This is a genomic window from Paraburkholderia dioscoreae (assembly GCF_902459535.1).
Taxonomy (GTDB): Bacteria; Pseudomonadota; Gammaproteobacteria; order Burkholderiales; family Burkholderiaceae; genus Paraburkholderia; species Paraburkholderia dioscoreae.
In genome coordinates, this window is sequence record NZ_LR699553.1 from 3,989,102 (window position 1) to 4,013,666 (window position 24,565).

Below are 24,565 nucleotides of genomic sequence, written 5' to 3' on the forward strand. Positions count from 1 at the left end.
GAAGTTAGCCTTCGCCGAAATCGTGCGCTGCTGCATGGGGGTCATACCTTCCCCCCACGCATCAGCACACGATTTTCATAATCCACGCGCATCAGCACGGCCACTGCGACGCAGTTCAGCAAAATGCCCGAGCCGCCGTAACTGACGAGCGGCAACGTGAGACCCTTGGTCGGCAGCAAGCCGAGGTTCACGCCCATGTTGATGAAAGTCTGCGCGCCGAACCAGATGCCGACGCCCTTCGCCACAAGGCCCGCGAACGTGCGATCAAGCGCAAGCGCCTGGCGGCCGATCTCGAACGAGCGCCGCACGATCCAGTAGAACATCAGGATCACGACCAGCACGCCGACAAAACCCAGTTCCTCGCCGATCACCGCGAGGATGAAGTCGGTATGCGCTTCCGGCAGATAGTTGAGCTTCTCGACGCTGCCGCCGAGTCCCACGCCGAACCATTCGCCGCGCCCGAACGCGATCAGCGAGTGCGTCAATTGATAAGCCTTGCCCTGGGCATAGCGGTCGTCCCACGGATCGAGGTACGCGAAAATCCGCTCACGACGCCACGGCGACGCCCACACCAGCAAGCTGAACGTGCCGACCGCGGTCGCCACCAGTCCGCCGAACAGCTTGCCGTTCACGCCGCCGAGAAACAGCACGCCCATTGCGATCGCCGCGATCACCATGAACGCGCCCATGTCCGGCTCGAGCAGCAGCAACGCGCCGACGAGTCCCACCGCCACCGCCATCGGCAAAAAGCCTTTGGCGAAGCTATGCATGTATTCCTGCTTGCGCACCGTGTAGTTCGCCGCGTAAATCGTCACGGCGAGCTTCATGATTTCCGACGGCTGCATGTTCGTGATGCCGAGCGGAATCCAGCGGCGCGCGCCGTTCACGCCCTTGCCGACGTGTGGAATCAGCACGATCACCAACGCGGCCAGCGAAATCAGAAACAGCTTCGGCGCGTACTTGTCCCACGTCGCGATTGGAACGCGGAACGCCACGACGCCGATCACCGAGCCCATCACCACGAAGATGATCTGGCGCACGAGGAATGCGTAGTCGCGGTACGACGCGTATTTCGGCGAATCGGGCATGGCGATCGACGCCGAATACACCATCACCACGCCGAGTCCGAGCAGCGCGACGACCACCCACAGCAGCGAATGATCGTAGTCGAGCATGCGCGAGCGCAGCGGACGCACGCCGTTGACGGCGCTCGCGAGACCGCTGCCGCCCGTGCGGCCACCGACCCGACCCGCGCCGCCCAAACCGCCTGCGTCGCTGGCGGCAGCCTGACGCGAACCGAAACGTTCCGACCAGCTCATATCATCGTCCCCCGTTCGGCTGCGATCTCTTCCACCGTGCTGCGGAACACCGCGGCGCGGTGCGCGTAACCCTTGAACATGTCGAAGCTTGCGCAAGCCGGCGACAGCAGTACGGCGTCGCCCGGCTGCGCCAGCGCTGCCGCGGCGCGCGTTGCTTCTTCGAGCGTGGCGTGGTCCGTCATCGCGATACCGGTGTCTTCCAGCGCGGCGCGAATCTGCGGCGCGTCACGGCCGATCAGCATCACGGCGCGGCACCAGCGCATGACCGGCGCCGCGAGCGGTTCGAAATCCTGGCCCTTGCCGTCGCCGCCGGCGATCAGCACCACGCGCTGCGCGAGTCCGTCGAGCGCGGCGACCGTCGCGCCGACATTGGTGCCCTTGCTGTCGTCCACATAATCGATACCGTCGATCGACGCGATCAATTCCACGCGATGCGGCTCGCCGCGATATTCGCGCAGACCGTGCAGCAGCGGCGCACCCGGCAGGCCGACCGCGCGGGCGAGCGCGTAGGCGGCGAGCGCGTTGGCGGCGTTGTGCAAACCGCGAATGCGCAAGGCGTCCGCCGGCATCAGGCGCTTCAACGCAATGTTCGGCGGCGTCGCCACTTCGTTCTTGCGGCGGCGCTTCGGCACAGGTTCGTCGCTCGCGTCGCGATCGTGCGCTTCGACCAGCCAGATCATGCCGTTGTCGCGCAGCAAACCGTAGTCGCCGTCGTTCTTCGGCTCGGTGACGCCGAACGTGATCACCTCTGCTTCGCTGTCTTCCGAAGGCGCCAGCGCCATGACGCGCGAGTCGTCCCGATTCAGCACACGCACCGTTTGTGTACCAAAGATGCGGCCCTTCGCGGCAGCGTATGCGTCGAGTCCGCCGTGCCAGTCGAGGTGATCCTGGGTGATGTTCAGCACAACCGCCGCATCCGGCGAAAACGTGTGCGCGGTTTCGAGCTGGAAGCTCGAGAGCTCCAGCACCCACACGTCCGGCAACGCGGTGTTGTCGATCGCTTCCGAGAGCTTGTCGAGCAGCGCCGGGCTGATATTGCCCGCCACCGCGACCTTCCTGCCGGCGCGCTCGCAGAGCAGTCCAGTGAGGCTCGTGGTCGTGGTCTTGCCGTTAGTGCCGGTAATCGCGATCACTTTCGGCGCATAGCCGCTTTCGCCGAGCGTCTTCAGCGCTTGCGAGAAAAATTCGAGTTCGCCCCACACGGGGATGCCCTGCTCGCGCGCCGCCGCGATCAGCGGCAACAGATCCGCGGCAAGCGGCGACAAACCCGGGCTGATGGCGACGAGTTCGACGCCTTCGAGCAGCACCGGAGAAAACGGGCCGCCGACGAATTGCGCGTCGACGCCGTGTGCTTCGAGCGCGGACAGGTTCGGCGGCACTTCGCGCGTATCGGCCACACGCAGCCGACAGCCGTGCCGCGCGCACCAGCGCGCCATAGCGAGACCGGATTCACCCAGTCCCAGCACGAGCACCATCGGCTTTTGCCGATCCCGAAACTTCTCGCCGAACATCGCCTGCTTCCCCTAATACCTGCTGCTTAACGCAGTTTGAGCGTGGACAAACCAAAGAGACACAACATCAACGTGATGATCCAGAAGCGCACGACCACTTGGGTTTCCTTCCAACCCGACAATTCGAAGTGGTGATGCAGCGGCGCCATCTTGAAGAGACGCCGCCCTTCGCCGAAACGACGCTTGGTGAATTTGAACCAGGTCACCTGCAACATCACGGAGAGCGTCTCCGCGACGAAAATGCCGCCCATGATGAAGAGCACGATTTCCTGGCGCACGATCACCGCGACCGTGCCGAGCGCGCCGCCGAGCGCCAGCGCGCCGACGTCGCCCATGAACATCTGCGCCGGGTGCGTGTTGAACCAGAGGAACGCGAGCCCCGCCCCACCCATTGCCGAACAGAAGATCAGCAGTTCGCCCGCACCGGCAATATGCGGAAACAGCAGGTATTTCGAGTAGACCGAGCTGCCCATCACGTAAGCGAACACGCCGAGCGACGCGCCGACCAGCACGACCGGCATGATCACGAGACCGTCGAGGCCGTCGGTGAGATTGACCGCGTTGCTCGCGCCGACGATCACCAGATACGTCAGTACGATGAAGCCCCACACGCCGAGCGGATAGCTGATCGATTTGACGAACGGCAGCATCAGGTCGGCGTGGGGAGGCAGGCCCATCGACAGGCCGCTGCGCACCCACGCCATGAACAGGTCATACACGCGCACATTGCTCGCTTCGGACACGCTGAACGCGAGGTACACGGCGGCGAACAGGCCGATCACCGACTGCCAGAAATACTTTTCGCGCGACGACATGCCGCGCGGATCCTTGTAGACCACCTTGCGGTAATCGTCGACCCAGCCGATCACGCCGAAACCGAACGTGACGAGCATCACGATCCAGATGAAGCGATTGGTCAGATCGGCCCACAGCAACGTGGCCACGGCAATGCCGAGCAGAATCAGCACACCGCCCATGGTCGGCGTGCCGGATTTGACGAGGTGAGTCTGCGGGCCGTCTTTACGAACGGCCTGACCGACCTTCATGGCGGTCAGCTTGCGGATCACCGCCGGGCCGCAGACGAGCCCGATCAGCAGCGCGGTGATGGTCGCCATCACCGCACGGAAAGTCAGATAACTGAACACGCGCAAGAAGCTTGCGTCATTCTGCAGCCATTGCGCCAGCGCCAGTAGCATGCTTCGGTCCTTCTATTTCAATGTGCGGCGGGCGTGCTGCCCGCTGCGTTGGGTTGTGGACTCGTTACGGCGTCCACCACGCGCTCCATCTGCATGAAGCGCGAGCCTTTCACGAGAAGCGTTGCGGCAGGACCGAAACCGGCCTGCTGCAATTGCGCGACCAGCGTGCCGACGTCGGCGACGTGGTGCGCGTTCGCGCCATACGCGGCGCAGGCGTCGCGCGAGGCGTCGCCCATTGCGTACAGCGCGTCGATACCGCGTTCCCTCGCGTACGCGCCGATTTCGCGGTGGAACGCCGGACCGTTGTCGCCGACTTCGCCCATGTCACCCATCACCAGCACGCGGGGCGCGGGGCGCGGGGCGAGCACGTCGATTGCGGCGCGCATCGAATCGGGGTTAGCGTTGTAGGTGTCGTCGATCACGGTTGCGCCGGCGAGCGTGCCGAGTACGGCTTGCTTCACCTGCAAGCGGCCCTTTACTGCGCCGAACGACTCGAGGCCGCGCCTGATCGCGTCGAGCGACACGCCTGCGGCGAGAGCGGCTGACGTTGCGGCGAGTGCGTTGTGCGCATTGTGGTCGCCGAGCACTTGCAGCGTGACTTCGATATGGCCTTCCGGCGTGTCGATGCTCAAGATGTTGCCGGCGAACGTGCCTTTTACCGCAGCTTCAGTGGTGCGCTCCGCGGAGTTCAGCGCGAAGTCCATGATGCGGTTGCCGGTTGCGGCCACTCGCCAGATGCTCGCGTAAGCGTCGTCGGCGGGGAACACGGCGATACCTTGGGGCGAGAGCGCGTGAATCACGCTTGCGTGTTCCAGCGCGACGGCTTCGACAGTCGCCATGAATTCCTGGTGCTCGCGCTGTGCGTTGTTTACTACCGCGACGGTCGGCTCGGCGATTTTCGCGAGGTCAGAGGTTTCGCCCGGATGGTTCATGCCGAGTTCGACTACCGCCAGTTGATGTGCTGCGTGCAGACGGAACAGCGTGAGCGGCAAGCCGATGTCGTTGTTGAAGTTGCCCGCAGTGGCGAGACGTGCGTCGGCGCCGACCGCGGCCGCGAAGATCGACGCGATCATTTCCTTGACCGTGGTCTTGCCGTTGCTGCCCGTCACGGCGACGAGCGGCATGCTGAACTTGCGGCGCCAGCCGCGTGCGAGCGCACCCAGACCTACACGCGTGTCGGTGACTTGCAGCGTGGGCACGTTCCAGTCTTGCGGCGTGCGCGAGGCCAGTGCCGCCGTGACGTTACGCGCGGCCACGTCCGGCAGGAAGTCGTGCGCGTCGAACCGGTCGCCCTTGATCGCGACGAACAGATCGCCCGGGCCGGCGCTGCGGCTGTCGGTCGAGATGCGTTCAAAAGCGACGCTGTCGTCGCCGAGCACGGTCGAGCCCGGGATCAGCGCCGCAGCTTCACGCAGCGAGAACATGCTCATTCGCCACCTCCGCGTGCCTGCGTCGCGCGCGCGGCCAGCGCGAGGCGAGCGTGATCCTGATCGGAGAAAGCGCGTTTCTTACCCATGATTTCCTGTGTTGCTTCATGCCCCTTGCCGGCCAGCACGATAACGTCTTCGCGCGCGGCGCTGCGGATCGCCTGCAGGATCGCGCTTGCGCGGTCCTCGATACGGCGTGCCTTCGACGCGTCTTTCATACCCGCCGCGATCTGCTCGATGATCGATTGCGGATCTTCGCTGCGCGGGTTGTCGCTGGTCAGCACGACGCCGTCGGCGATCTTCTCGGCGATCGCGCCCATCAGCGGACGCTTGGTCGCATCGCGATCGCCGCCGCAGCCGAACATGCAGATCAGTTCGCCACCGCGTGCGGCGGCCATCGGGCGCAGCGCCTCCAGCGTCTTTTCCAGCGCATCCGGCGTGTGCGCGTAATCGATCACGACGAGCGGTTCGTCGTTCTGCAAGCGGCCGCCCAGACGCTGCATGCGGCCGTTCACCGGTTCGAGCTTCGCCAGTTCGGCCAGCGCGGCTTCGAACGGCACGTCGGCGGCAAGCAACGCGCCCAGTACGCCGAGCAGATTGCTCACGTTGAACGCGCCGAGCGTTTGCACTTCGACTTCGGCATCGCCCCACTCCGAGGTGCTCAGATGGAACGCGGTGCCCGTGGCCGTGGCGCGCACATTCGAGGCCAGCAGCAACGCGTCAGCTCGCGGCGCGTCCTGCAGCGCGCCTTGTTCGCTGTCGAGGCCGTAGGCAATCGTGCGCGCATGGCCTTGCGTGCTGGCGAGCAAACGGCGGCCGGCTGCATCGTCGCGATTGATCACGGCCGCACGCAGTTCGGGCCAGGCGAAGAGGCGCGCTTTGGCGGCTTCGTAGGCTTCGAACGTCTGGTGATAGTCGAGATGGTCCTGCGTGAGATTCGTGAACACGGCGATGTCGAACGCCGTGCCGTTCACGCGCCCCTGGTGCAGCGCGTGCGACGACACTTCCATGGCGACCGCCTGCGCGCCCGCGTCGCGCAATTGCGCGAGGCTGCGTTGCAGTTGCGGTGCGTCGGGCGTGGTGAAACCCGTGTGCACCAGGTGACCGGGCAAACCCGTGCCGAGCGTGCCGATGATCGCGCAACGCGTGCCGAGCGCCGTCAGCGCCGCCGAGATCCACTGGCTGCACGAAGTCTTGCCGTTCGTGCCGGTAATGCCGACCGTCAGCATGCTGTCGCTTGGGTCGTTGTACCAGCCGCTCGCGATCGAACCCGCGAGTTCGTTCAACGCCGGCACGGCGAGCGTGTTCGACGGATCGATCGCGCCGCTGAAGCCCTCGGGCTGAACCAGCACGGCGGCGGCGCCACGTTCGATCGCACCCTCGATGAACGGATGGTTGTCCGCGCCGTCCACTGCGTAGGCGAAAAACACGTCGCCGGCCGCGAGCGAGCGCGTGTCTGCGTGCAGATGCGCGCCTGGCTGCACGTGAGCGTGCAGCCAGGTTAGAGCGTCGGCGATCTGCCGCTGCGCGGGATGCTTGTGACGCAGCGCGCTCATCGCACGACTCCCGGATGGCTTTTCGCGTTCGCGGAAATCGTCATCTTCTTCGCGCCGGCGCTAGTGGAGAGTTTCTTGACCGTGGCAGGCGTGGCGGGCGCAGTCGGTGCGGGCGGGGCCGAGTCGTCGGACACCACCATTTGCTTGACCGGCATGTCCGGCGGCACATTCAGCGAGCGCAGCGTATCGCCGACAATGCTCGAGAACACCGGGCCCGACACCTGACCGCCGAAGTGGCTGCCCGCCGTCGGTTCGTCGACCGAAACGGCCACGACGATGCGCGGATTCGGCATGGGCGCCATGCCGACGAACGACGCGCGATATTTGGAGTGGTCGTAACCGTGCGCGCCGTGCTTGTACGCCGTACCGCTTTTGCCGCCCACGCGATAGCCCGGCACCGCCGCATCCGGCGAGGTGCCGCCCGGCGCCGTGACGGTTTCGAGCATGGCGCGCACTTCGCGCGCTGTAGTGGGCGCGAAGATCTGCGGGCCGGTGGCCGGCTGATCGCCTGGCGTGCGGAAGATCGACACCGGCATGATCTCGCCGTCATGCGCGATCGCGGTGTAAGCGCGGCCCAACTGGAACAGCGACACCGACAGACCATAGCCATACGACATGGTTGCCTGCTCGATGCGGCGCCAGCTCTTCCACGGACGCAGACGGCCAGCCGCCGCGCCCGGGAAGCCGACCTTCGGCGCCTGGCCGAGACCGATGCTGGTGTACATGTTCCACATCTCTTCGGGCTTGAGCTGCATGGCGATCTTCGTCGCGCCGATGTTGCTCGACTTCTGGATCACGCCGCCCACCGTCAGTACGCCGAACGCGCTGTCGTCGGTAATCGGCGCGCCGTCAAGCACGAAACGGCCGCCGCCTGTATCAACCAGTGTAGTCGGCGTGACGCGGTGCAGATCGAGCGCGAGCGAGACCGTGAACGGCTTCATGATCGAGCCGGGTTCGAACGTGTCGGTCAGGATGCGGTTGCGCAACTGGTCGCCGGTCAGGTGGGTGCGGTCGTTCGGGTTGTATGTGGGGTAATTGACGAGCGCCAGCACTTCACCGGTGCGCACGTCGATCACCATTGCCGCGCCGGCCTTCGCCTTGAATTTTTCGACGGCCGCCTTCAGGTTCGTATAAGCGATGTACTGAATCTTGCTGTCGATCGAGAGATCCACGTCCTGGCCGTTGTGCGGCACGACCTGCTCGTCCACGTCCTCGATGATGTGGCCCATGCGGTCTTTAATCACGCGCCGGCTGCCCGACACGCCGGCGAGCAGCTTCTGGTCGCCGAGTTCGACGCCTTCCTGGCCTTCGTCTTCCACGTTGGTGAAGCCGATCAGGTGAGCCGTGATCTCGCCTTCCGGGTAGAAGCGCTTGTACTCGTCGCGCGCGTAAATGCCGGGAATCTCCAGCGCGGAGACTTTTTCGGCAATGTCCACCGGCACCTGGCGCTTCACGTAGACGAAGTTTTTGTCCTCCGACAGCTTGGTGCGCAATTCCTTGTTCGTCATGCCGAGCAGCTTGCCGAGCGAAGTCAGCTTGTCGGCGCCGAGGTCGTCCGGCACCGATTCCGGAATCGCCCAGATCGCGCGCACCGGCAGACTCGTGGCCAGCACGAGACCGTTACGGTCGAGAATCTTGCCACGCGTGGCCGGCAGTTCGAGCCGGCGCTGATAGCGGATTTCACCCTGCTTCTGATAGAACGCGTTGCCCGGGCCCTGAATCCAGAAGGCGCGCGCGGTGAGCGCGACGAACGCCATGAAAAGCATGAACACGACGAGCTTGGAGCGCCACATCGGCAGGCGCACCGACAGGATCGGATTGGCCGAGAAAGCCACGCTCTTGCGAGCCGACGATTTTTTCATCGCACGCCTCCGCGACGGGTCGCCGCCGGCGTCGATGCGGGGCCGGAAGTCGGGATCGGCGCATCTTCGGCTTTCGCCGCGCCCGGATCGAGCGTGAGGTACTGGGTGCGGCCGGTCGTAACCGATTGCATCTTCAGGGAATCAGTGGCGATCTGCTCGATGCGCGACGTTTTCGACAGTGCGCTCTGCTGATATTGAAGTTGCGAATAGTCCTGCTGCAACTGGCGCTCCTGCGATTGGGCGCGCTGCAACTGGATAAAGATCTGACGCTGCTGATTGGTGGCGTTGACGACCGACAAGGCGCAGCCCATCACGATAATCAGCAGGAAGATATTGAGGCGGTTCATGGTGCGATCCGCTCCGCCACGCGCATCACGGCAGAACGGGCGCGCGGGTTCGCGGCGACTTCAGCGTCGCTCGCGAACACGCGGCCGATGATCTTGAGCGGAGGGCTCGGCAGATCGACTGCGCGAATCGGCAGACGGCGATCCACCGCAGGCGTACTGGCGTGCGCCTGCATGAATCGCTTGACGATCCGATCCTCGAGCGAATGAAAGCTGATGACCACCAGCCGCCCCCCTTGCTCCAACAGCGACAACGCCGCTTCTAAAACGACTTGCAGCTCCGCAAGCTCTTGATTGATGTGAATCCGTATAGCTTGAAAGGTGCGGGTTGCCGGATCCTTGCCCTTCTCACGGGTTTTGACGACGTTAGCCACGATTTGGGCAAGCTCGCCCGTGCTGACGAGAGGCCCAAGACGGTCGGACTCTGCCCGGCGAGCAACAAGCGCCTTTGCAATCTGAAAAGCAAACCGTTCTTCCCCATAATCTCGTATCACCTCCGTCAATTCCTGCACCGTGGCCCGCGCCAGCCAGTCAGCAGCCGATTCGCCGCGCGTCGGGTCCATCCGCATATCGAGCGGGCCGTCGGCGCGGAAGCTGAAGCCCCGCTCCGGATCGTCGACTTGTGGCGACGACACGCCCAGATCCAGCAAAACGCCCGACACCCGTCCTACGCCGCGCTCCGCAATCGCGGTGCGCAGTGAAGCAAAACTCTCGTGCACGATGCCAAAGCGCGGATCCGTGATTTGCTGAGCCGTGGCGATGGCGAGCGGGTCTTTGTCGAAAGCGATCAGACGTCCCGACTCACCCAGCTTCTCCAACACCAGCCGGCTATGCCCCCCGCGCCCGAACGTGCCGTCCACATACACGCCGTCCGCGCGGGTGACCAGCGCCTGAACCGCTTCTTCCAGCAGCACCGTGCGATGCTGCAATTCATTTCCCATCGCAGGTGCCATATATGTAAACCGCGATCAGAACGTGAAATCTTTCAAGGCATCGGGCATGCCCTCTGCCATTGCCGCCTGTTCCTTCGCGGTGTATGTCTGTGCATCCCACAACTCGAAGTGACGGCCCATGCCGAGCAAGGTCACTTCTTTTTCCAGCCCGCCGGCCGTGCGCAATTCCGGCGACACGAGCACGCGCCCTGCGCCGTCCATATCCACGTCCATTGCGTTGCCGAGAAAAATGCGCTTCCACCAGGTCGCGTTCATGGGCAGCTTGTCGACCTTGTCGCGAAAGATTTCCCACTCCGGGCGAGGAAAGAGCAACAGGCAGCCGTCCGGGTGCTTGGTGATCGTCACCCGGCCCTCTGCCTGTGTTTGCAGCGCATCCCGATACCGAGAGGGAATAGACATCCGCCCTTTCGCATCGAGCGTCAGCGCCGACGCCCCTTGGAACACTTCGCTCTCCCCTGTCGACCGGAGTTGGCGCTTTTGCGCTTTACTCCGGTCCCATGCAACCTGGTTGCTCGTGGCGCTTTTGCGCCCGCTGTCCGATTCGTGAAAATCTACCCGAAACTGCCTGTGAGATCACACAAAAATACACTTTCTCACACTGTCTCCCACTTTAGAGGAACGCTAAACAGGGGTCAAGGGAGATGCGCGCTTTTGCGACGAATTTTGTTTGTTAGAACAAGGACTTAGCGCGACTCCTTCACGCCAGACATAAAACGGAAAACCGTTATAAATGAATGAGCTAGTGCAACTTGTGAAGGTGATACGTGAAAAGTGCAGGGGAAAGGCGCGGATTGAAAGAGATCGTCAAGCGGGATCGGGAGGTGTCGGATGGCGTTTCCGGTACTTCAGGCGACGGCGCACGAGGCGCCGTCCCACTTTCGGCAGGTACGTGAGCGGAGCGCTCGAACTGATAGCTCGAGCTTATATGTAATAAGCCGTACGGGTCATGACTTTCGACACGGCACGCATCAGTCCGCGCACGGGGAACGGCAATTCGATTCCGCCGGCTTCCATTGCGGCCTTGCCATGTTCCACCTCGTCCACACGCATCTGTTCGACGATTGCGCGTGACTCGCGGTCGGCTGCCGGCAATTGCTCCAGATGGCTATCCAGATGCTGCTCCACCTGACGCTCGGTTTCGGCCATGAAGCCCAGGCTGACACGGTCGCCCATGCGCCCCGCTGCAACGCCGATTGCCAGCGCGCCGGTGTACCAGAGCGGGTTCAACAGACTGGGGCGCGAGTCGAGCGCTTCCAGACGCTTCGCAGTCCATGCGAGGTGATCCTCTTCCTCGATTGCCGCGCGATTGAACACGGCGCGCAACGAAGGTGACCTGGTCGCGAGTTTTTGAGCCTGATAGAGCGCCTGCGCGCACACCTCGCCGACGTGGTTCACGCGCATCAATCCGGCCGAGTGCGCACGCTCCGCCGGTGAGAGTTCGGGCGCCGCTTCCGTCACCGCGGATTCTTGCGGCACCGGCAACGGACGGCTCATTCGCGACACGCCAGTCATTGAGCGTAAACCCCGATCAAACTCGCTAATCAACTCGTCCAGAAACATTCAACGCTCCCTCGTTCACCAACCGCCTTATCGATCCGCCAGGTCCGTGCCATAAGGCTTTACGGCTGAATTCGGGCTGCGCGGAAACCTTCAAACCGCGTGAATCAGGCGGCCAGTTTCTGATTTTAGACCATGTTGCGTAAACGAAACAGGAGCCTTCCCGCCCCGCTCCTTTTTCTTTGTGCCATGTAGGCCTTTTGTTACATTACGTGCAACTTCTCGCGAAGTTGGACAAGCAAGGCCTCAACGCTAGATAAATATTCGCCTTGTACAAAAGATTCGTAATCCTTGGAGATCATTCGATGAAAAAGTCGCTTCTCGCTCTCGCAGCACTGGGCGCATTCGCAGGCGTCGCACATGCTCAGAGCAGCGTGACCCTGTACGGTATCATTGACGAAGGCTTCAACATCAACACCAACTCGGGTGGCAAGCACCTGTACAACCTGTCGAGCGGCGTTCTGCAAGGCTCGCGTTGGGGTCTGCGCGGCACGGAAGATCTGGGTGGCGGTTTGAAGGCCATCTTCGTGTTGGAAAACGGCTTTGACGTGAACAACGGCAAGCTCGGTCAAGGCGGCCTGATGTTCGGTCGTCAAGCTTACGTCGGCCTGTCGAGCCAGTTCGGTACGGTCACGCTGGGTCGTCAGTACGACTCCGTGGTTGACTACGTTGGTCCGCTCGAAGCCGGCGACCAGTGGGGCGGCTACATCGCTGCTCACCCGGGCGATATCGACAACTTCAACAACGCATACCGCACCAACAACACGGTCAAGTTCACGAGCGCAAACTACGGCGGCCTGACGTTCGGCGGCACGTACAGCTTCGGCGGCATCGCGGGCAACGTCACGTCGAACCAGATCTGGTCGTTGGGCGCTGGCTACAACAACGGTCCCCTCGTTTTGGGCGTTGCCTACTTGAACGCACGCACCCCGGCAGCTTCGGGTGGCCTCTTCAACAACGGCGGTACGGCTACGACGGCAGCAGGTGCAGTGACGTCGCCGGTCTACGCTGGATTCTCGTCGGCTAACACGTACCAGGTCATCGGTGCAGGCGGCGCATACACGTTCGGCGCAGCAACGGTCGGCGTGACGTACTCGAACATCCGCTTCGGCAACCTGGGCGCTTCGTTCGCATCGCCGTTCAAGGGCCAGTCGGCTACGTTCAACAACGCCGAACTGAACTTCAAGTATCAGTTGACCCCGGCATTGCTGGTCGGCGCAGCGTATGACTACACGCGCGGCGCGGAAATCAACGGCAACTCGCGTGCTCAGTACCACCAAGGCGCAGTTGGCGTGGACTACTTCCTGTCCAAGCGTACCGACGTGTACGTGACGGGTGTGTATCAACACGCTCTGGGCGACACGGTCACCGCTGGTGGCGCTGTGGTCGACGCAACGGCAGGCATCAACGGCCTGACGGGTTCGTCGAACCAGAACCAGTTCACGGCGCGCGTCGGTATCCGCCACAAGTTCTAATAAGTCGTAATAAAGCAGTTTGCCTTAAAGGCGCCTTCGGGCGCCTTTTTTTATGGCGCTGCGCTGCGCACTACTGCGGACGGGCCTCGCACGGCAGCGGTGACGCAGAACTGAAAAAAGCCCGGCAGATTTTCATCTGCCGGGCTTTTGCCGTTTACCGCTGTACGCTATTTCATGCCGACTTCGTGCGTGATCGGTTCGCGATCCCGCTTACGCGCGCCCGTCGCGCAACTCGCGGCGCAGGATCTTGCCGACGTTGCTCTTCGGCAGTTCGGTACGGAATTCGACGATCTTCGGCCGCTTGTAACCGGTCAGTTGCTGCTTGCAGTACGCAAAGATGTCCGCATCGGTGAGTGCCTGATCTTTCTTCACGACGAACAGTTTCACCGCCTCGCCCGAATGCTGATCCGGCACGCCGACCGCGGCGACTTCGAACACGCCCGGCAGTTTGGCGACCACGTCTTCGATTTCGTTCGGATAGACGTTGAAGCCGGACACCAGAATCATGTCCTTCTTGCGGTCGACGATCTTGACGAAGCCACCTTCGTTCATCAGGCCGACATCGCCCGATTTAAAGAAGCCATCCTCCGTCATCACTTTTGCCGTTTCGTCGGGCCGGTTCCAGTAACCCGCCATTACCTGCGGGCCCCGGATGCAGATTTCACCCGGCTGGCCGAGCGGCACTTCGTTGCCTTCGTCGTCTCGAATCGAGATTTCCGTCGACGGCAGCGGCAAGCCGATTGTCCCGCTGTATTCGGTGACGGTCACCGGATTGCAGGTCACGCACGGCGACGTTTCCGACAACCCGTAGCCTTCAATGATCGGCGTGTGCGTCTGCTCGTACCAGCGCTTGGCTACAGCCTCCTGCACCGCCATACCACCACCGTTCGCGGCGATCAGCTTCGAAAAATCGAGCTTATGGAAATCCGGGCTATTCAACATCGCGTTGTAGAGCGTGTTGACGGCGGGAATTGTCGTGATTGCATACCCTTCAAGCGCTTTGATCATGCCCGGAATGTCGCGCGGATTAGGAATCAGCACGCCGAGGCCGCCGGTACGGATTGTCAGCAACCCGCAAACCGTCAGCGCAAACACGTGATACAGGGGCAAGGCAACCACGGTGATGAACTGATCGATGTCCGTACGATTCGCGCGCACCGGATCGAGCCAGACTTCCGACTGCAACACGTTGGCGATCAGGTTCCGATGCAGCAGCGTCGCGCCCTTGGCTACGCCCGTCGTGCCGCCCGTGTACTGGAGAAACGCGACATCGTTCGGACCTTGCTGGACCGGCTTGAAATTCTGACGTCCACCTTCCGCGATCGCGGTATTGAATTTGACGTGACCCGGCAGGCTCCACGCCGGCACCATCTTTTTCACCTTGCGCACGACGAAGTTCACCAGCGTGCCCTTCAGGCCCATCAGATCACCCATCGCGGCTACAACCACATGCTTGATCGACGTGTTGCGTACGATCGCCTGCAGCGTGACCGCGAAGTTCTCGAGCAGAATGATCGCTTCCGCGTCGCTGTCCTTTAGCTGATGCTCTAACTCACGCGGGGTATAAAGCGGGTTCACGTTCACGACCACGTAGCCCGCGCGCAGAATAGCGGCAATCGCCACCGGATATTGCAGCACGTTCGGCATCATGATCGCGATGCGCGCGCCGCGGGCCAGGCCCTTCGATTGAAACCACGCTGCCAGCTTGCGCGAAAGCGCGTCGAGCTCGCCATAGCTGATTTCCTTGCCCATGCAGACGAACGCGGGCTTGGCGCGGTGGTCGCGAAAGGCTTCTTCGAGCAGTTCTCCGACCGACGAGTAGCGGGTTGGGTCAATCTCTGCGGGAACGCCGGGTGGATAAGATTTCAGCCAGATTTTGTCCATGCAGCGTCTCCTCCTTTATTTTCGAATGGTCGTGCTAAAAACGCATCGTAGCATGGGCACCTCTCGATTATTTGCGAAAAGCGGCCGGGTTAGACTGCAGCCTCGAACCCTCAAAAGACGAGCACCGCTGGACGATTGAACTTGTTTCAGACGCGCTCGACTTCGACGAGGCAGTCATAGAAAGTTGCCGATCCGCCCAGATCAGTGAGCGCCTGGCTGGTAACCTGATTGGCATTGCGGCCGTCGGGAGCAAGTTTCTTCCACCAGATCGACAGGCCCACCACGAGCCCCTCACGTGCTTTATCGGTGACACGGACGCGCGCCTGCATCGACCCGCGATCGTTAAAGATGCGCACCTGATCGCCGTCGACGATGTCTCGCGATTGCGCGTCGGCCGGATGCATGTCGAGATGCGGCTCGCCTTCGGTCGAACGCAGACTTTCGATGTTCACGAAGGTGCTATTCAGGAAGTTGCGTGCGGGTGGCGAAATCATCGCCAGCGGATAACGGGCGGCAAGTTCCGGCGCGCCGTCAGCGGATTCGTAGGGCGGCAGATAGTCCGGCAGTGGGTCGAGTCCCTGTTGCGCAAGGCGCTCGCTGTAGAACTCGCATTTACCGGACGGCGTTTGGAAACCACCTTCGGCGAAAGGCGCATCGGGCAGATTCAGCCTGGCCCAGCCCGTCTTCTTCAGGGTCTCCCAATCTACGCCTTTGAGCGTTCTGTCTTGCCAGCGGAACGCCGCCTGCGCGACGGTCTCGTCGCTCTCGAACAGCGCGGGCTCGTCGAGACCCATATGACGCGCGATGCCGCGAAAAATCTCCGTGTTCGGAAGCGCTTCACCGACCGGCGCGATTGCCGGCAGGTTGACCATTACGTGCGTGTGGCCGTACGACTTGTGAACGTCGAGGTGCTCCAGCTGAGTTGTCGCGGGCAGCAACAGATCGGCGTAGTCGGCGGTGTCGGTCTGGAAATGCTCGAGGACGATTGTGAACAGATCTTCGCGCGCGAAACCCGCGGCGACTCGCTCCGAATCTGGCGCGACAGCCACCGGATTCGAGTTGTAGACGACGATCGCTTCGACTTTGGGGCCGAACGCGGCGTCGCCCGTGTGCAGTAGCGCGTCGCCGATCGCATTCATATTGATGACGCGGTTCGTCCTGGTCGGCCAACCCGGCATCAGGTCCGGACGCTGCAACGCATACGAATCGACCGGCGCCCAACCGCCCGACGACAGCAACACGCCCCCCGCTCTCTCGCGCCACGCACCCGTGAGCGACGGCAGGCAAGCGATCGCGCGCACTGCATTGCCGCCGCCGCGCACGCGTTGCAGGCCGTAGTTCATGCGGATTGCAGCCTTTCTGGTGCCACCGTAAAGTCGTGCGAGATCGACGATCGCCCGTTCATCAATACCGCAGATTTCCGCAGCGCGCGACGGCGGGTAACTGAGCGCGCGGGCTTTCAGCTCTTCAAAACCAAACGTGTGAGCTTCGATGTAAGCGTGATCGAGCAGATTTTCCCTGATCAACACGTTGATCATACCGAGCGCCAGGGCGCTGTCAGTGCCTGGTTTCAAAGCGATGTGCTGATGGCATTTTTCGGCCGTCAGCGAGCGGTACGGATCGATTGCGATCAGCCGCGCACCGCGGCGTTTGGCCTGTTGAGCGCGGGTCCAGAAATGGAGGTTCGATGCAATCGGATTCGAGCCCCAGATGAGGATGACTTCGCTTTCGTCGAAAAACTCGGTGAGCATGCCGAGGCTCGCGCCATAGGTGTACTTCAGCCCGGCCGCGCCGGCGGCCGCGCAAATCGTGCGATCGAGTTGTGATGCGCCGAGCTTATGGAAGAACCGTTGCGCAATGCTGTCGCCCTGAATCAAGCCCATTGTGCCGGCATAGCTGTAGGGGAGGATTGCCTCCGGCGCCCGGTGTGCAATTTCCGACAGGCGGCGAGCCGCGAGTTGGAACGCCTCGTCCCAGCCGACCGGCTCAAAGCGCCCCTCGCCTTTACGGCCGACACGCTTCATCGGTCGCGTCAGTCTCTGCGGGTGATGCACGCGCTCAGCGTAGCGGCTGACCTTGGTGCACAGCGCGCCTTGCGTTGGAGGATGCTCGGGATCGGCGACGACCTTGATCGCCCGGCCGGACTCGACCGTCACGCGCATCGCGCACGTGTCGGGGCAATCGTGCGGGCATACGGCGCGAGCGTGTTCAGTCGGAGCATTCATCGGCGGTCCGTCGTGGGGAACGATAGAACAATGCGGGATTCTATTACGTCGAGTACCGCTTGGCCTGCACTGCCCCGCCAAAAATATCTTCGGCGTAGAATCGGTCATGACCGTGCCCGGGCCGACGCGTCCCCGAGCGATTCCACGCAAGCCAAAGCACACACGTATCACCACTCCGTCATGAAACTGATTCCCGAAATCCAAGCCGCTCACGGCGAAATCCAGACTCTCCGACGAACGATCCACGCCCATCCGGAATTGCGTTACGAAGAGACAGCGACAGCAGATCTGGTTGCACGAACGCTTGAGTCGTGGGGTATCGAAACGCACCGGGGATTGGGCAAAACCGGCGTGGTTGGCGTACTGAAACGCGGCAATGGTTCACGCTCCATTGGTCTGCGTGCTGATATGGATGCGTTGCCGATACAGGAACTGAACAGCTTCGATCATCGGTCGAAAAACGACAGCAAAATGCACGCGTGCGGCCATGATGGACATACCGCGATGCTTCTCGGTGCCGCGCGGCACCTGATCAAACACGGCGAATTTGACGGCACGATTGTGTTTATTTTCCAGCCCGCCGAAGAAGGAGGCGCCGGTGCGCAGGCCATGATCGACGACGGCCTGTTTGTGAAGTTTCCGGTCGACGCAGTGTTCGGCATTCATAACTGGCCAGGCATGGCGGCGGGTCACTTCGGTGTGACCGAAGGTCCGATCATGGCATCGAGCAACGAATTTCGCATTGAAATCAAAGGGGTCGGCTCACACGCTGCGCTACCGCACAATGGTCGCGATCCCGTTTTTACCGCAGTGCAGATCGCGAATGGACTGCAGAGCATCATCACGCGAAATAAAAAGCCGCTCGACACCGCTGTGTTGTCAATCACTCAGATTCACGCCGGCGATGCGGTCAATGTTGTCCCGAACAATGCGTGGATCGCAGGTACCGTACGGACATTTACAACCGAGACCCTCGATCTGATCGAAGCGCGGATGCGCAAGATCGCAGAGAGCACTGCGGAAGCCTACGATTGCTCCGTCGATATTCAGTTCCACCGCAACTATCCGCCAACGATCAACAGTAGCGAAGAGGCCCGCTTCGCCGCGACGGTCATGAAAGAAATTGTCGGCGCAGAAAATGTCGACGACGCGGTTGAGCCGACGATGGGCGCAGAGGACTTTTCCTTCATGCTGCTCGCTAAACCGGGTTGCTACGCCTTTCTGGGCAATGGCGACGGCGGCCACCGAGATTCGGGCCACGGCGCAGGTCCGTGTACGCTGCATAACGCGAGCTATGACTTCAATGACGAGTTGTTGCCGATCGGCTCGACATACTGGGTGCGGCTTGCCCAACGGTTCTTGGCGCGAGAGAAATAGAATTCTTACGGGAGAGGCTTCAGGCAGTTGATTAGTTCGTCGCCTGGGGCTCCCGTCGTGCTGCGTGGATGAGATGCCTCGCCTGAACGCGGAACGCACCTAGTCGGATTCGTGTCGGGTTTTCGCGCTGATCCGGTTCTGTAAGGGCGGTGTGGAGGGGTTGGTAAACGCAGAAACCCCACCTTTTTGGGGTGGGGTTTCTGTCTGCTGCGGGGGAGCCTGACGATGACCTACTTTCACACGGGTAATCCGCACTATCATCGGCGTGGCGTCGTTTCACGGTCCTGTTCGGGATGGGAAGGGGTGGGACCGACTCACTATGGTCATCAGGCATGACTTGTTGCCGTACTGCCCATGGGGCAATACCGCCAATCGGGAAGAAGTAGTTTCTGGTGATGCTCACCAGAGGGAGATTCGGGGGGTTGTGTTGTTTCTGGCACAACACTGATCTCAACCGTGCGTGGTGTCCTGCCCCCTTCGGGGGTGGGGTCCTGGTAAATGCTGAAGCATCCGCCATGACCGGCACAAAACACACCTGTTATAGGATCAAGCCTTACGGGCAATTAGTATCAGTTAGCTTAACGCATTACTGCGCTTCCACACCTGACCTATCAACGTCCTGGTCTTGAACGACCCTTCAAGGGGCTCGAAGCCCCGGGGATATCTCATCTTAAGGCGAGTTTCCCGCTTAGATGCTTTCAGCGGTTATCTCTTCCGAACATAGCTACCCGGCGATGCCACTGGCGTGACAACCGGTACACCAGAGGTTCGTCCACTCCGGTCCTCTCGTACTAGGAGCAGCCCCCTTCAAATATCCAGCGCCCACGGCAGATAGGGACCAAACTGTCTCACGACGTTTTAAACCCAGCTCACGTACCTCTTTAAATGGCGAACAGCCATACCCTTGGGACCGGCTACAGCCCCAGGATGAGATGAGCCGACATCGAGGTGCCAAACACCGCCGTCGATATGAACTCTTGGGCGGTATCAGCCTGTTATCCCCAGAGTACCTTTTATCCGTTGAGCGATGGCCCTTCCATACAGAACCACCGGATCACTATGACCTGCTTTCGCACCTGCTCGACTTGTCGGTCTCGCAGTTAAGCACGCTTATGCCATTGCACTATCAGCACGATTTCCGACCGTACCTAGCGTACCTTCGTACTCCTCCGTTACACTTTGGGAGGAGACCGCCCCAGTCAAACTGCCTACCATGCACTGTCCCCAGTCCGGATAACGGACCAAGGTTAGAACCTCAAACAAACCAGGGTGGTATTTCAAGGGCGGCTCCACGCAGACTGGCGTCCACGCTTCAAAGCCTCCCACCTATCCTACACAGACCGGTTCAAAGTCCAATGCAAAGCTACAGTAAAGGTTCATGGGGTCTTTCCGTCTAGCCGCGGGGAGATTGCATCATCACAAACACTTCAACTTCGCTGAGTCTCGGGAGGAGACAGTGTGGCCATCGTTACGCCATTCGTGCAGGTCGGAACTTACCCGACAAGGAATTTCGCTACCTTAGGACCGTTATAGTTACGGCCGCCGTTTACCGGGACTTCAATCAAGAGCTTGCACCCCATCATTTAATCTTCCGGCACCGGGCAGGCGTCACACCCTATACGTCCACTTTCGTGTTTGCAGAGTGCTGTGTTTTTATTAAACAGTCGCAGCCACCAGTTTATTGCAACCCCTTCACCCTTCTGGCGCAGGCCAGTCAGGCTACAGGGGCGTACCTTATCCCGAAGTTACGGTACCAATTTGCCGAGTTCCTTCTCCCGAGTTCTCTCAAGCGCCTTAGAATACTCATCTCGCCCACCTGTGTCGGTTTGCGGTACGGTCCTGTTAAACTGAAGCTTAGAGGCTTTTCTTGGAACCACTTCCGATTGCTTCTTCACCTAAGTGAATGGCCTCGCACCCTTGAATTCCGCGCCCGGATTTGCCAAAGCGCCTTCTCCAATGCAAGGACCGGGACTTCCAACACCCGGACAACCTTCCGCGATCCGTCCCCCCATCGCATTTAACAATGGTGCAGGAATATTAACCTGCTTCCCATCAGCTACGCATTTCTGCCTCGCCTTAGGGGCCGACTCACCCTACGCCGATGAACGTTGCGTAGGAAACCTTGGGCTTACGGCGAGGGGGCCTTTCACCCCCTTTATCGCTACTCATGTCAGCATTCGCACTTCCGATACCTCCAGCACACTTTTCAATGCACCTTCGCAGGCTTACGGAACGCTCTCCTACCATGCACATAAATGTGCATCCGCAGCTTCGGTATATTGCTTAGCCCCGTTACATCTTCCGCGCAGGACGACTCGATCAGTGAGCTATTACGCTTTCTTTAAAGGATGGCTGCTTCTAAGCCAACCTCCTGACTGTTTTAGCCTTCCCACTTCGTTTCCCACTTAGCAATATTTGGGGACCTTAGCTGGCGGTCTGGGTTGTTTCCCTCTTGACACCGGACGTTAGCACCCGATGTCTGTCTCCCGTGATTGCACTCTTCGGTATTCGGAGTTTGCTATGGCGTAGTAATCCGCAATGGACCCCACAACCATGACAGTGCTCTACCCCCGAAGGTGATACACGAGGCACTACCTAAATAGTTTTCGGAGAGAACCAGCTATTTCCAGGTTTGTTTAGCCTTTCACCCCTATCCACAGCTCATCCCCTAACTTTTCAACGTTAGTGGGTTCGGACCTCCAGTACGTGTTACCGCACCTTCATCCTGGCCATGGATAGATCACCTGGTTTCGGGTCTACACCCAGCGACTGAATCGCCCTGTTCGGACTCGCTTTCGCTACGCCTGCCCTAATCGGTTAAGCTTGCCACTGAATGTAAGTCGCTGACCCATTATACAAAAGGTACGCCGTCACCCCCTTGCGAAGGCTCCGACTGTTTGTATGCATGCGGTTTCAGGATCTGTTTCACTCCCCTCCCGGGGTTCTTTTCGCCTTTCCCTCACGGTACTGGTTCACTATCGGTCGATCACGAGTATTTAGCCTTGGAGGATGGTCCCCCCATCTTCAGACAGGATTTCACGTGTCCCGCCCTACTTCTCGTACACCCAGTTCTTCCTCGCTGTTTTCGTCTACAGGGCTATCACCTGCTATGGCGGCACTTTCCAGAGCCTTCGACTAACAATGAAGATAAAGAGTACAGGCTGGTCCCATTTCGCTCGCCACTACTCTGGGAATCTCGGTTGATTTCTTTTCCTGCGGTTACTTAGATGTTTCAGTTCACCGCGTTCGCTTCACGTAGCCTATGTATTCAGCTACGGATGACCCATACGGGCCGGGTTTCCCCATTCGGATATCGGTGGATCAAAGCTCGTTTGCCAGCTCCCCACCGCTTTTCGCAGGCTACCGCGTCCTTCATCGCCTGTGATCGCCAAGGCATCCACCACATGCACTTGTTCGCTTGACCCTATAACGGGTGTGTCTCTCTCGAGTCACATGCCGCTACAGGTTGAGTATTCGTGTTGCGCCGTATTCCAAAGCAATCTTTCGATCACCTTTAAAATACATTGATACAATCACAACCCTGATTCACCTACTCAATCACCCATCTCTAAGTGACCTTTCGTGAATCTCTTTACTACTTCTTCCTGATTGTTAAAGAACGACAGCCGATATCGCGATTGCCATAACCGCGTATCACTCTGACTGGCTCAATCGCCAATGCACAACGCTCTGCTTCTCTCGCAGAACGCTACGCATTGAGGATTGGTGGAGGATGACGGGATCGAACCGACGACCCCCTGCTTGCAAAGCAGGTGCTCTCCCAGCTGAGCTAATCCCCCAGTCATGCACAGATCAGATCTGCTTTCATCCCAAGGGGTTCACCGGTCAGCCACCGCAGAATCAGTGGTGGGTCTGGATGGATTCGAACCATCGACCCCCGCCTTATCAAGACGGTGCTCTAACCGACTGAGCTACAGACCCCTGAGTCCGTCTGCGTATCTGTCTTCAATTTCACAGCCGATAAGCGTGAGCGCTCAACGTTTGACACGTCAGCTCGGGAAAGGAGGTGATCCAGCCGCACCTTCCGATACGGCTACCTTGTTACGACTTCACCCCAGTCATGAATCCTACCGTGGTGACCGTCCTCCTTGCGGTTAGACTAGCCACTTCTGGTAAAACCCACTCCCATGGTGTGACGGGCGGTGTGTACAAGACCCGGGAACGTATTCACCGCGGCATGCTGATCCGCGATTACTAGCGATTCCAGCTTCACGCACTCGAGTTGCAGAGTGCGATCCGGACTACGATCGGTTTTCTGGGATTGGCTCCCCCTCGCGGGTTGGCGACCCTCTGTTCCGACCATTGTATGACGTGTGAAGCCCTACCCATAAGGGCCATGAGGACTTGACGTCATCCCCACCTTCCTCCGGTTTGTCACCGGCAGTCTCCCTGGAGTGCTCTTGCGTAGCAACTAGGGACAAGGGTTGCGCTCGTTGCGGGACTTAACCCAACATCTCACGACACGAGCTGACGACAGCCATGCAGCACCTGTGTTATGGCTCCCTTTCGGGCACGTCCACCTCTCAGCGGACTTCCATACATGTCAAGGGTAGGTAAGGTTTTTCGCGTTGCATCGAATTAATCCACATCATCCACCGCTTGTGCGGGTCCCCGTCAATTCCTTTGAGTTTTAATCTTGCGACCGTACTCCCCAGGCGGTCAACTTCACGCGTTAGCTACGTTACCAAGTCAATGAAGACCCGACAACTAGTTGACATCGTTTAGGGCGTGGACTACCAGGGTATCTAATCCTGTTTGCTCCCCACGCTTTCGTGCATGAGCGTCAGTATTGGCCCAGGGGGCTGCCTTCGCCATCGGTATTCCTCCACATCTCTACGCATTTCACTGCTACACGTGGAATTCTACCCCCCTCTGCCATACTCTAGCCCGCCAGTCACAAATGCAGTTCCCAGGTTAAGCCCGGGGATTTCACATCTGTCTTAGCGAACCGCCTGCGCACGCTTTACGCCCAGTAATTCCGATTAACGCTTGCACCCTACGTATTACCGCGGCTGCTGGCACGTAGTTAGCCGGTGCTTATTCTTCCGGTACCGTCATCCCCCCGCCATATTAGGGCAGAGGATTTCTTTCCGGACAAAAGTGCTTTACAACCCGAAGGCCTTCTTCACACACGCGGCATTGCTGGATCAGGGTTGCCCCCATTGTCCAAAATTCCCCACTGCTGCCTCCCGTAGGAGTCTGGGCCGTGTCTCAGTCCCAGTGTGGCTGGTCGTCCTCTCAGACCAGCTACAGATCGTCGCCTTGGTAGGCCTTTACCCCACCAACTAGCTAATCTGCCATCGGCCGCCCCTGTAGCGCGAGGTCCTAAGATCCCCCGCTTTCCTCCGCAGAGCGTATGCGGTATTAATCCGGCTTTCGCCGGGCTATCCCCCACTACAGGACACGTTCCGATGTATTACTCACCCGTTCGCCACTCGCCACCAGGGTTGCCCCCGTGCTGCCGTTCGACTTGCATGTGTAAGGCATGCCGCCAGCGTTCAATCTGAGCCAGGATCAAACTCTTCAGTTCAAACCTGTTACTGTTTTTTCGGTCTCTTCCGAGACCGGTCGCTCACTCAACGTACTGACGAATGATCCAACCATCTTGCGACAGTCAAACCTTCCTTTCATTACTGTGTGAGACTTGATACTTTCGCTTCTCGGCAGACCCCGAAGGATCCGCCTCGCATCGCGCATCAAGCGCCCACACTTATCGGCTGTTAATTTTTAAAGATCGGTACGCATTCACTACCGAACCGCCACCACCGCAATTGCCAACCTCACAACCACCCGGCACCGCTTCGTTCTGCGTCGCTGCATCAGCAGCAGAGAAACGAGATTATGAAGAACTTTCGCTA

General features: G+C 60.2%; 14 protein-coding genes, 2 tRNA genes and 3 rRNA genes. 2 read left to right on the forward strand and 17 right to left on the reverse strand.

The features are described 5' to 3' along the window. Positions 1-41 precede the first annotated feature (41 nt). From ftsW to coq7, 10 genes are all read right to left on the reverse strand, one after another. Positions 42-1,319 (reverse strand): putative lipid II flippase FtsW, encoded by a 1,278-nt coding sequence (gene ftsW, locus PDMSB3_RS17980; protein ID WP_007180305.1) that lies wholly within the window; start codon positions 1,317-1,319, stop codon positions 42-44. Next, complete coding sequence (gene murD, locus PDMSB3_RS17985; protein WP_165187102.1) at positions 1,316-2,830, reverse strand: UDP-N-acetylmuramoyl-L-alanine--D-glutamate ligase; 1,515 nt, start codon at positions 2,828-2,830, stop codon at positions 1,316-1,318. The genes ftsW and murD overlap by 4 nt, the downstream gene beginning before the upstream one ends. Before the next feature lie 26 nt (positions 2,831-2,856). Continuing rightward, entirely contained in the window at positions 2,857-4,026 is a 1,170-nt protein-coding gene (gene mraY / locus PDMSB3_RS17990; RefSeq protein WP_007180303.1) for a phospho-N-acetylmuramoyl-pentapeptide-transferase, read from the reverse strand. A 17-nt stretch (positions 4,027-4,043) separates the two neighbouring features. Beyond that, positions 4,044-5,456 (reverse strand): UDP-N-acetylmuramoyl-tripeptide--D-alanyl-D-alanine ligase, encoded by a 1,413-nt coding sequence (locus PDMSB3_RS17995; protein WP_007180302.1) that lies wholly within the window; start codon positions 5,454-5,456, stop codon positions 4,044-4,046. Then, positions 5,453-7,009, reverse strand: coding sequence for a UDP-N-acetylmuramoyl-L-alanyl-D-glutamate--2,6-diaminopimelate ligase (locus PDMSB3_RS18000; protein WP_007180301.1), 1,557 nt, complete (start codon positions 7,007-7,009; stop codon positions 5,453-5,455). The genes PDMSB3_RS17995 and PDMSB3_RS18000 overlap by 4 nt, the downstream gene beginning before the upstream one ends. Beyond that, the gene (locus PDMSB3_RS18005; RefSeq protein ID WP_007180300.1) at positions 7,006-8,871 is read right to left on the reverse strand and encodes a peptidoglycan D,D-transpeptidase FtsI family protein; all 1,866 of its coding nucleotides are present in this window, start codon (positions 8,869-8,871) and stop codon (positions 7,006-7,008) included. The genes PDMSB3_RS18000 and PDMSB3_RS18005 overlap by 4 nt, the downstream gene beginning before the upstream one ends. Next, entirely contained in the window at positions 8,868-9,218 is a 351-nt protein-coding gene (gene ftsL / locus PDMSB3_RS18010; protein WP_007180299.1) for a cell division protein FtsL, read from the reverse strand. Before ftsL ends, PDMSB3_RS18005 begins: the two co-directional genes overlap by 4 nt. Continuing rightward, entirely contained in the window at positions 9,215-10,168 is a 954-nt protein-coding gene (gene rsmH, locus PDMSB3_RS18015) for a 16S rRNA (cytosine(1402)-N(4))-methyltransferase RsmH (RefSeq protein ID WP_091798781.1), read from the reverse strand. The genes ftsL and rsmH overlap by 4 nt, the downstream gene beginning before the upstream one ends. 15 nt (positions 10,169-10,183) lie before the next feature. Continuing rightward, complete coding sequence (gene mraZ / locus PDMSB3_RS18020) at positions 10,184-10,612, reverse strand: division/cell wall cluster transcriptional repressor MraZ (protein ID WP_165187104.1); 429 nt, start codon at positions 10,610-10,612, stop codon at positions 10,184-10,186. A gap of 477 nt (positions 10,613-11,089) precedes the next feature. Further along, positions 11,090-11,728 (reverse strand): 2-polyprenyl-3-methyl-6-methoxy-1,4-benzoquinone monooxygenase, encoded by a 639-nt coding sequence (coq7, locus tag PDMSB3_RS18025; RefSeq protein WP_007180296.1) that lies wholly within the window; start codon positions 11,726-11,728, stop codon positions 11,090-11,092. Positions 11,729-12,030: 302 nt separating this feature from the next. On the opposite strand from coq7, the gene PDMSB3_RS18030 reads away from it, so the two are divergent. Beyond that, positions 12,031-13,200 (forward strand): porin, encoded by a 1,170-nt coding sequence (locus tag PDMSB3_RS18030; protein ID WP_007180295.1) that lies wholly within the window; start codon positions 12,031-12,033, stop codon positions 13,198-13,200. Positions 13,201-13,410: 210 nt separating this feature from the next. Here PDMSB3_RS18030 and PDMSB3_RS18035 read toward each other — a convergent pair whose 3' ends face one another. Further along, the gene (locus PDMSB3_RS18035; RefSeq protein ID WP_007180294.1) at positions 13,411-15,084 is read right to left on the reverse strand and encodes a long-chain fatty acid--CoA ligase; all 1,674 of its coding nucleotides are present in this window, start codon (positions 15,082-15,084) and stop codon (positions 13,411-13,413) included. Positions 15,085-15,230: 146 nt separating this feature from the next. After that, positions 15,231-17,309, reverse strand: a complete 2,079-nt coding sequence (locus PDMSB3_RS18040) for a molybdopterin-containing oxidoreductase family protein (RefSeq protein ID WP_007180293.1) — start codon at positions 17,307-17,309, stop codon at positions 15,231-15,233. A gap of 180 nt (positions 17,310-17,489) precedes the next feature. On the opposite strand from PDMSB3_RS18040, the gene PDMSB3_RS18045 reads away from it, so the two are divergent. Further along, the gene (locus PDMSB3_RS18045; protein ID WP_165187106.1) at positions 17,490-18,686 is read left to right on the forward strand and encodes a M20 aminoacylase family protein; all 1,197 of its coding nucleotides are present in this window, start codon (positions 17,490-17,492) and stop codon (positions 18,684-18,686) included. Between the two features lie 217 nt (positions 18,687-18,903). On the opposite strand, the gene rrf is transcribed toward PDMSB3_RS18045, so the two are convergent. The 5 genes from rrf to PDMSB3_RS18070 form a co-directional block, all read right to left on the reverse strand. After that, positions 18,904-19,017: ribosomal RNA gene (gene rrf, locus PDMSB3_RS18050) — 5S ribosomal RNA — on the reverse strand. A 211-nt stretch (positions 19,018-19,228) separates the two neighbouring features. Next, positions 19,229-22,110 (reverse strand): 23S ribosomal RNA (locus PDMSB3_RS18055). A gap of 300 nt (positions 22,111-22,410) precedes the next feature. Next, a tRNA-Ala gene (locus tag PDMSB3_RS18060) sits at positions 22,411-22,486 on the reverse strand. A gap of 65 nt (positions 22,487-22,551) precedes the next feature. Beyond that, positions 22,552-22,628 (reverse strand) — tRNA-Ile (locus PDMSB3_RS18065). 78 nt (positions 22,629-22,706) lie between these two features. Beyond that, positions 22,707-24,237, reverse strand: a 16S ribosomal RNA gene (locus tag PDMSB3_RS18070). Together the 16S, 23S and 5S rRNA genes with 2 tRNA genes alongside form the textbook arrangement of a ribosomal RNA operon. Positions 24,238-24,565: the final 328 nt, after the last annotated feature.

Bases quoted from the DNA above. Each gene is read 5' to 3' on its own strand.
- ftsW (WP_007180305.1), bottom strand. From the start codon at position 1,319: ATGAGCTGGTCGGAACGTTTCGGTTCGCGTCAGGCTGCCGCCAGCGAC.
- murD (WP_165187102.1), bottom strand. From the start codon at position 2,830: ATGTTCGGCGAGAAGTTTCGGGATCGGCAAAAGCCGATGGTGCTCGTG.
- mraY (WP_007180303.1), bottom strand. From the start codon at position 4,026: ATGCTACTGGCGCTGGCGCAATGGCTGCAGAATGACGCAAGCTTCTTG.
- PDMSB3_RS17995 (WP_007180302.1), bottom strand. From the start codon at position 5,456: ATGAGCATGTTCTCGCTGCGTGAAGCTGCGGCGCTGATCCCGGGCTCG.
- PDMSB3_RS18000 (WP_007180301.1), bottom strand. From the start codon at position 7,009: ATGAGCGCGCTGCGTCACAAGCATCCCGCGCAGCGGCAGATCGCCGAC.
- PDMSB3_RS18005 (WP_007180300.1), bottom strand. From the start codon at position 8,871: ATGAAAAAATCGTCGGCTCGCAAGAGCGTGGCTTTCTCGGCCAATCCG.
- ftsL (WP_007180299.1), bottom strand. From the start codon at position 9,218: ATGAACCGCCTCAATATCTTCCTGCTGATTATCGTGATGGGCTGCGCC.
- rsmH (WP_091798781.1), bottom strand. From the start codon at position 10,168: ATGGCACCTGCGATGGGAAATGAATTGCAGCATCGCACGGTGCTGCTG.
- coq7 (WP_007180296.1), bottom strand. From the start codon at position 11,728: ATGTTTCTGGACGAGTTGATTAGCGAGTTTGATCGGGGTTTACGCTCA.
- PDMSB3_RS18030 (WP_007180295.1), top strand. From the start codon at position 12,031: ATGAAAAAGTCGCTTCTCGCTCTCGCAGCACTGGGCGCATTCGCAGGC.
- PDMSB3_RS18035 (WP_007180294.1), bottom strand. From the start codon at position 15,084: ATGGACAAAATCTGGCTGAAATCTTATCCACCCGGCGTTCCCGCAGAG.
- PDMSB3_RS18040 (WP_007180293.1), bottom strand. From the start codon at position 17,309: ATGAATGCTCCGACTGAACACGCTCGCGCCGTATGCCCGCACGATTGC.
- PDMSB3_RS18045 (WP_165187106.1), top strand. From the start codon at position 17,490: ATGAAACTGATTCCCGAAATCCAAGCCGCTCACGGCGAAATCCAGACT.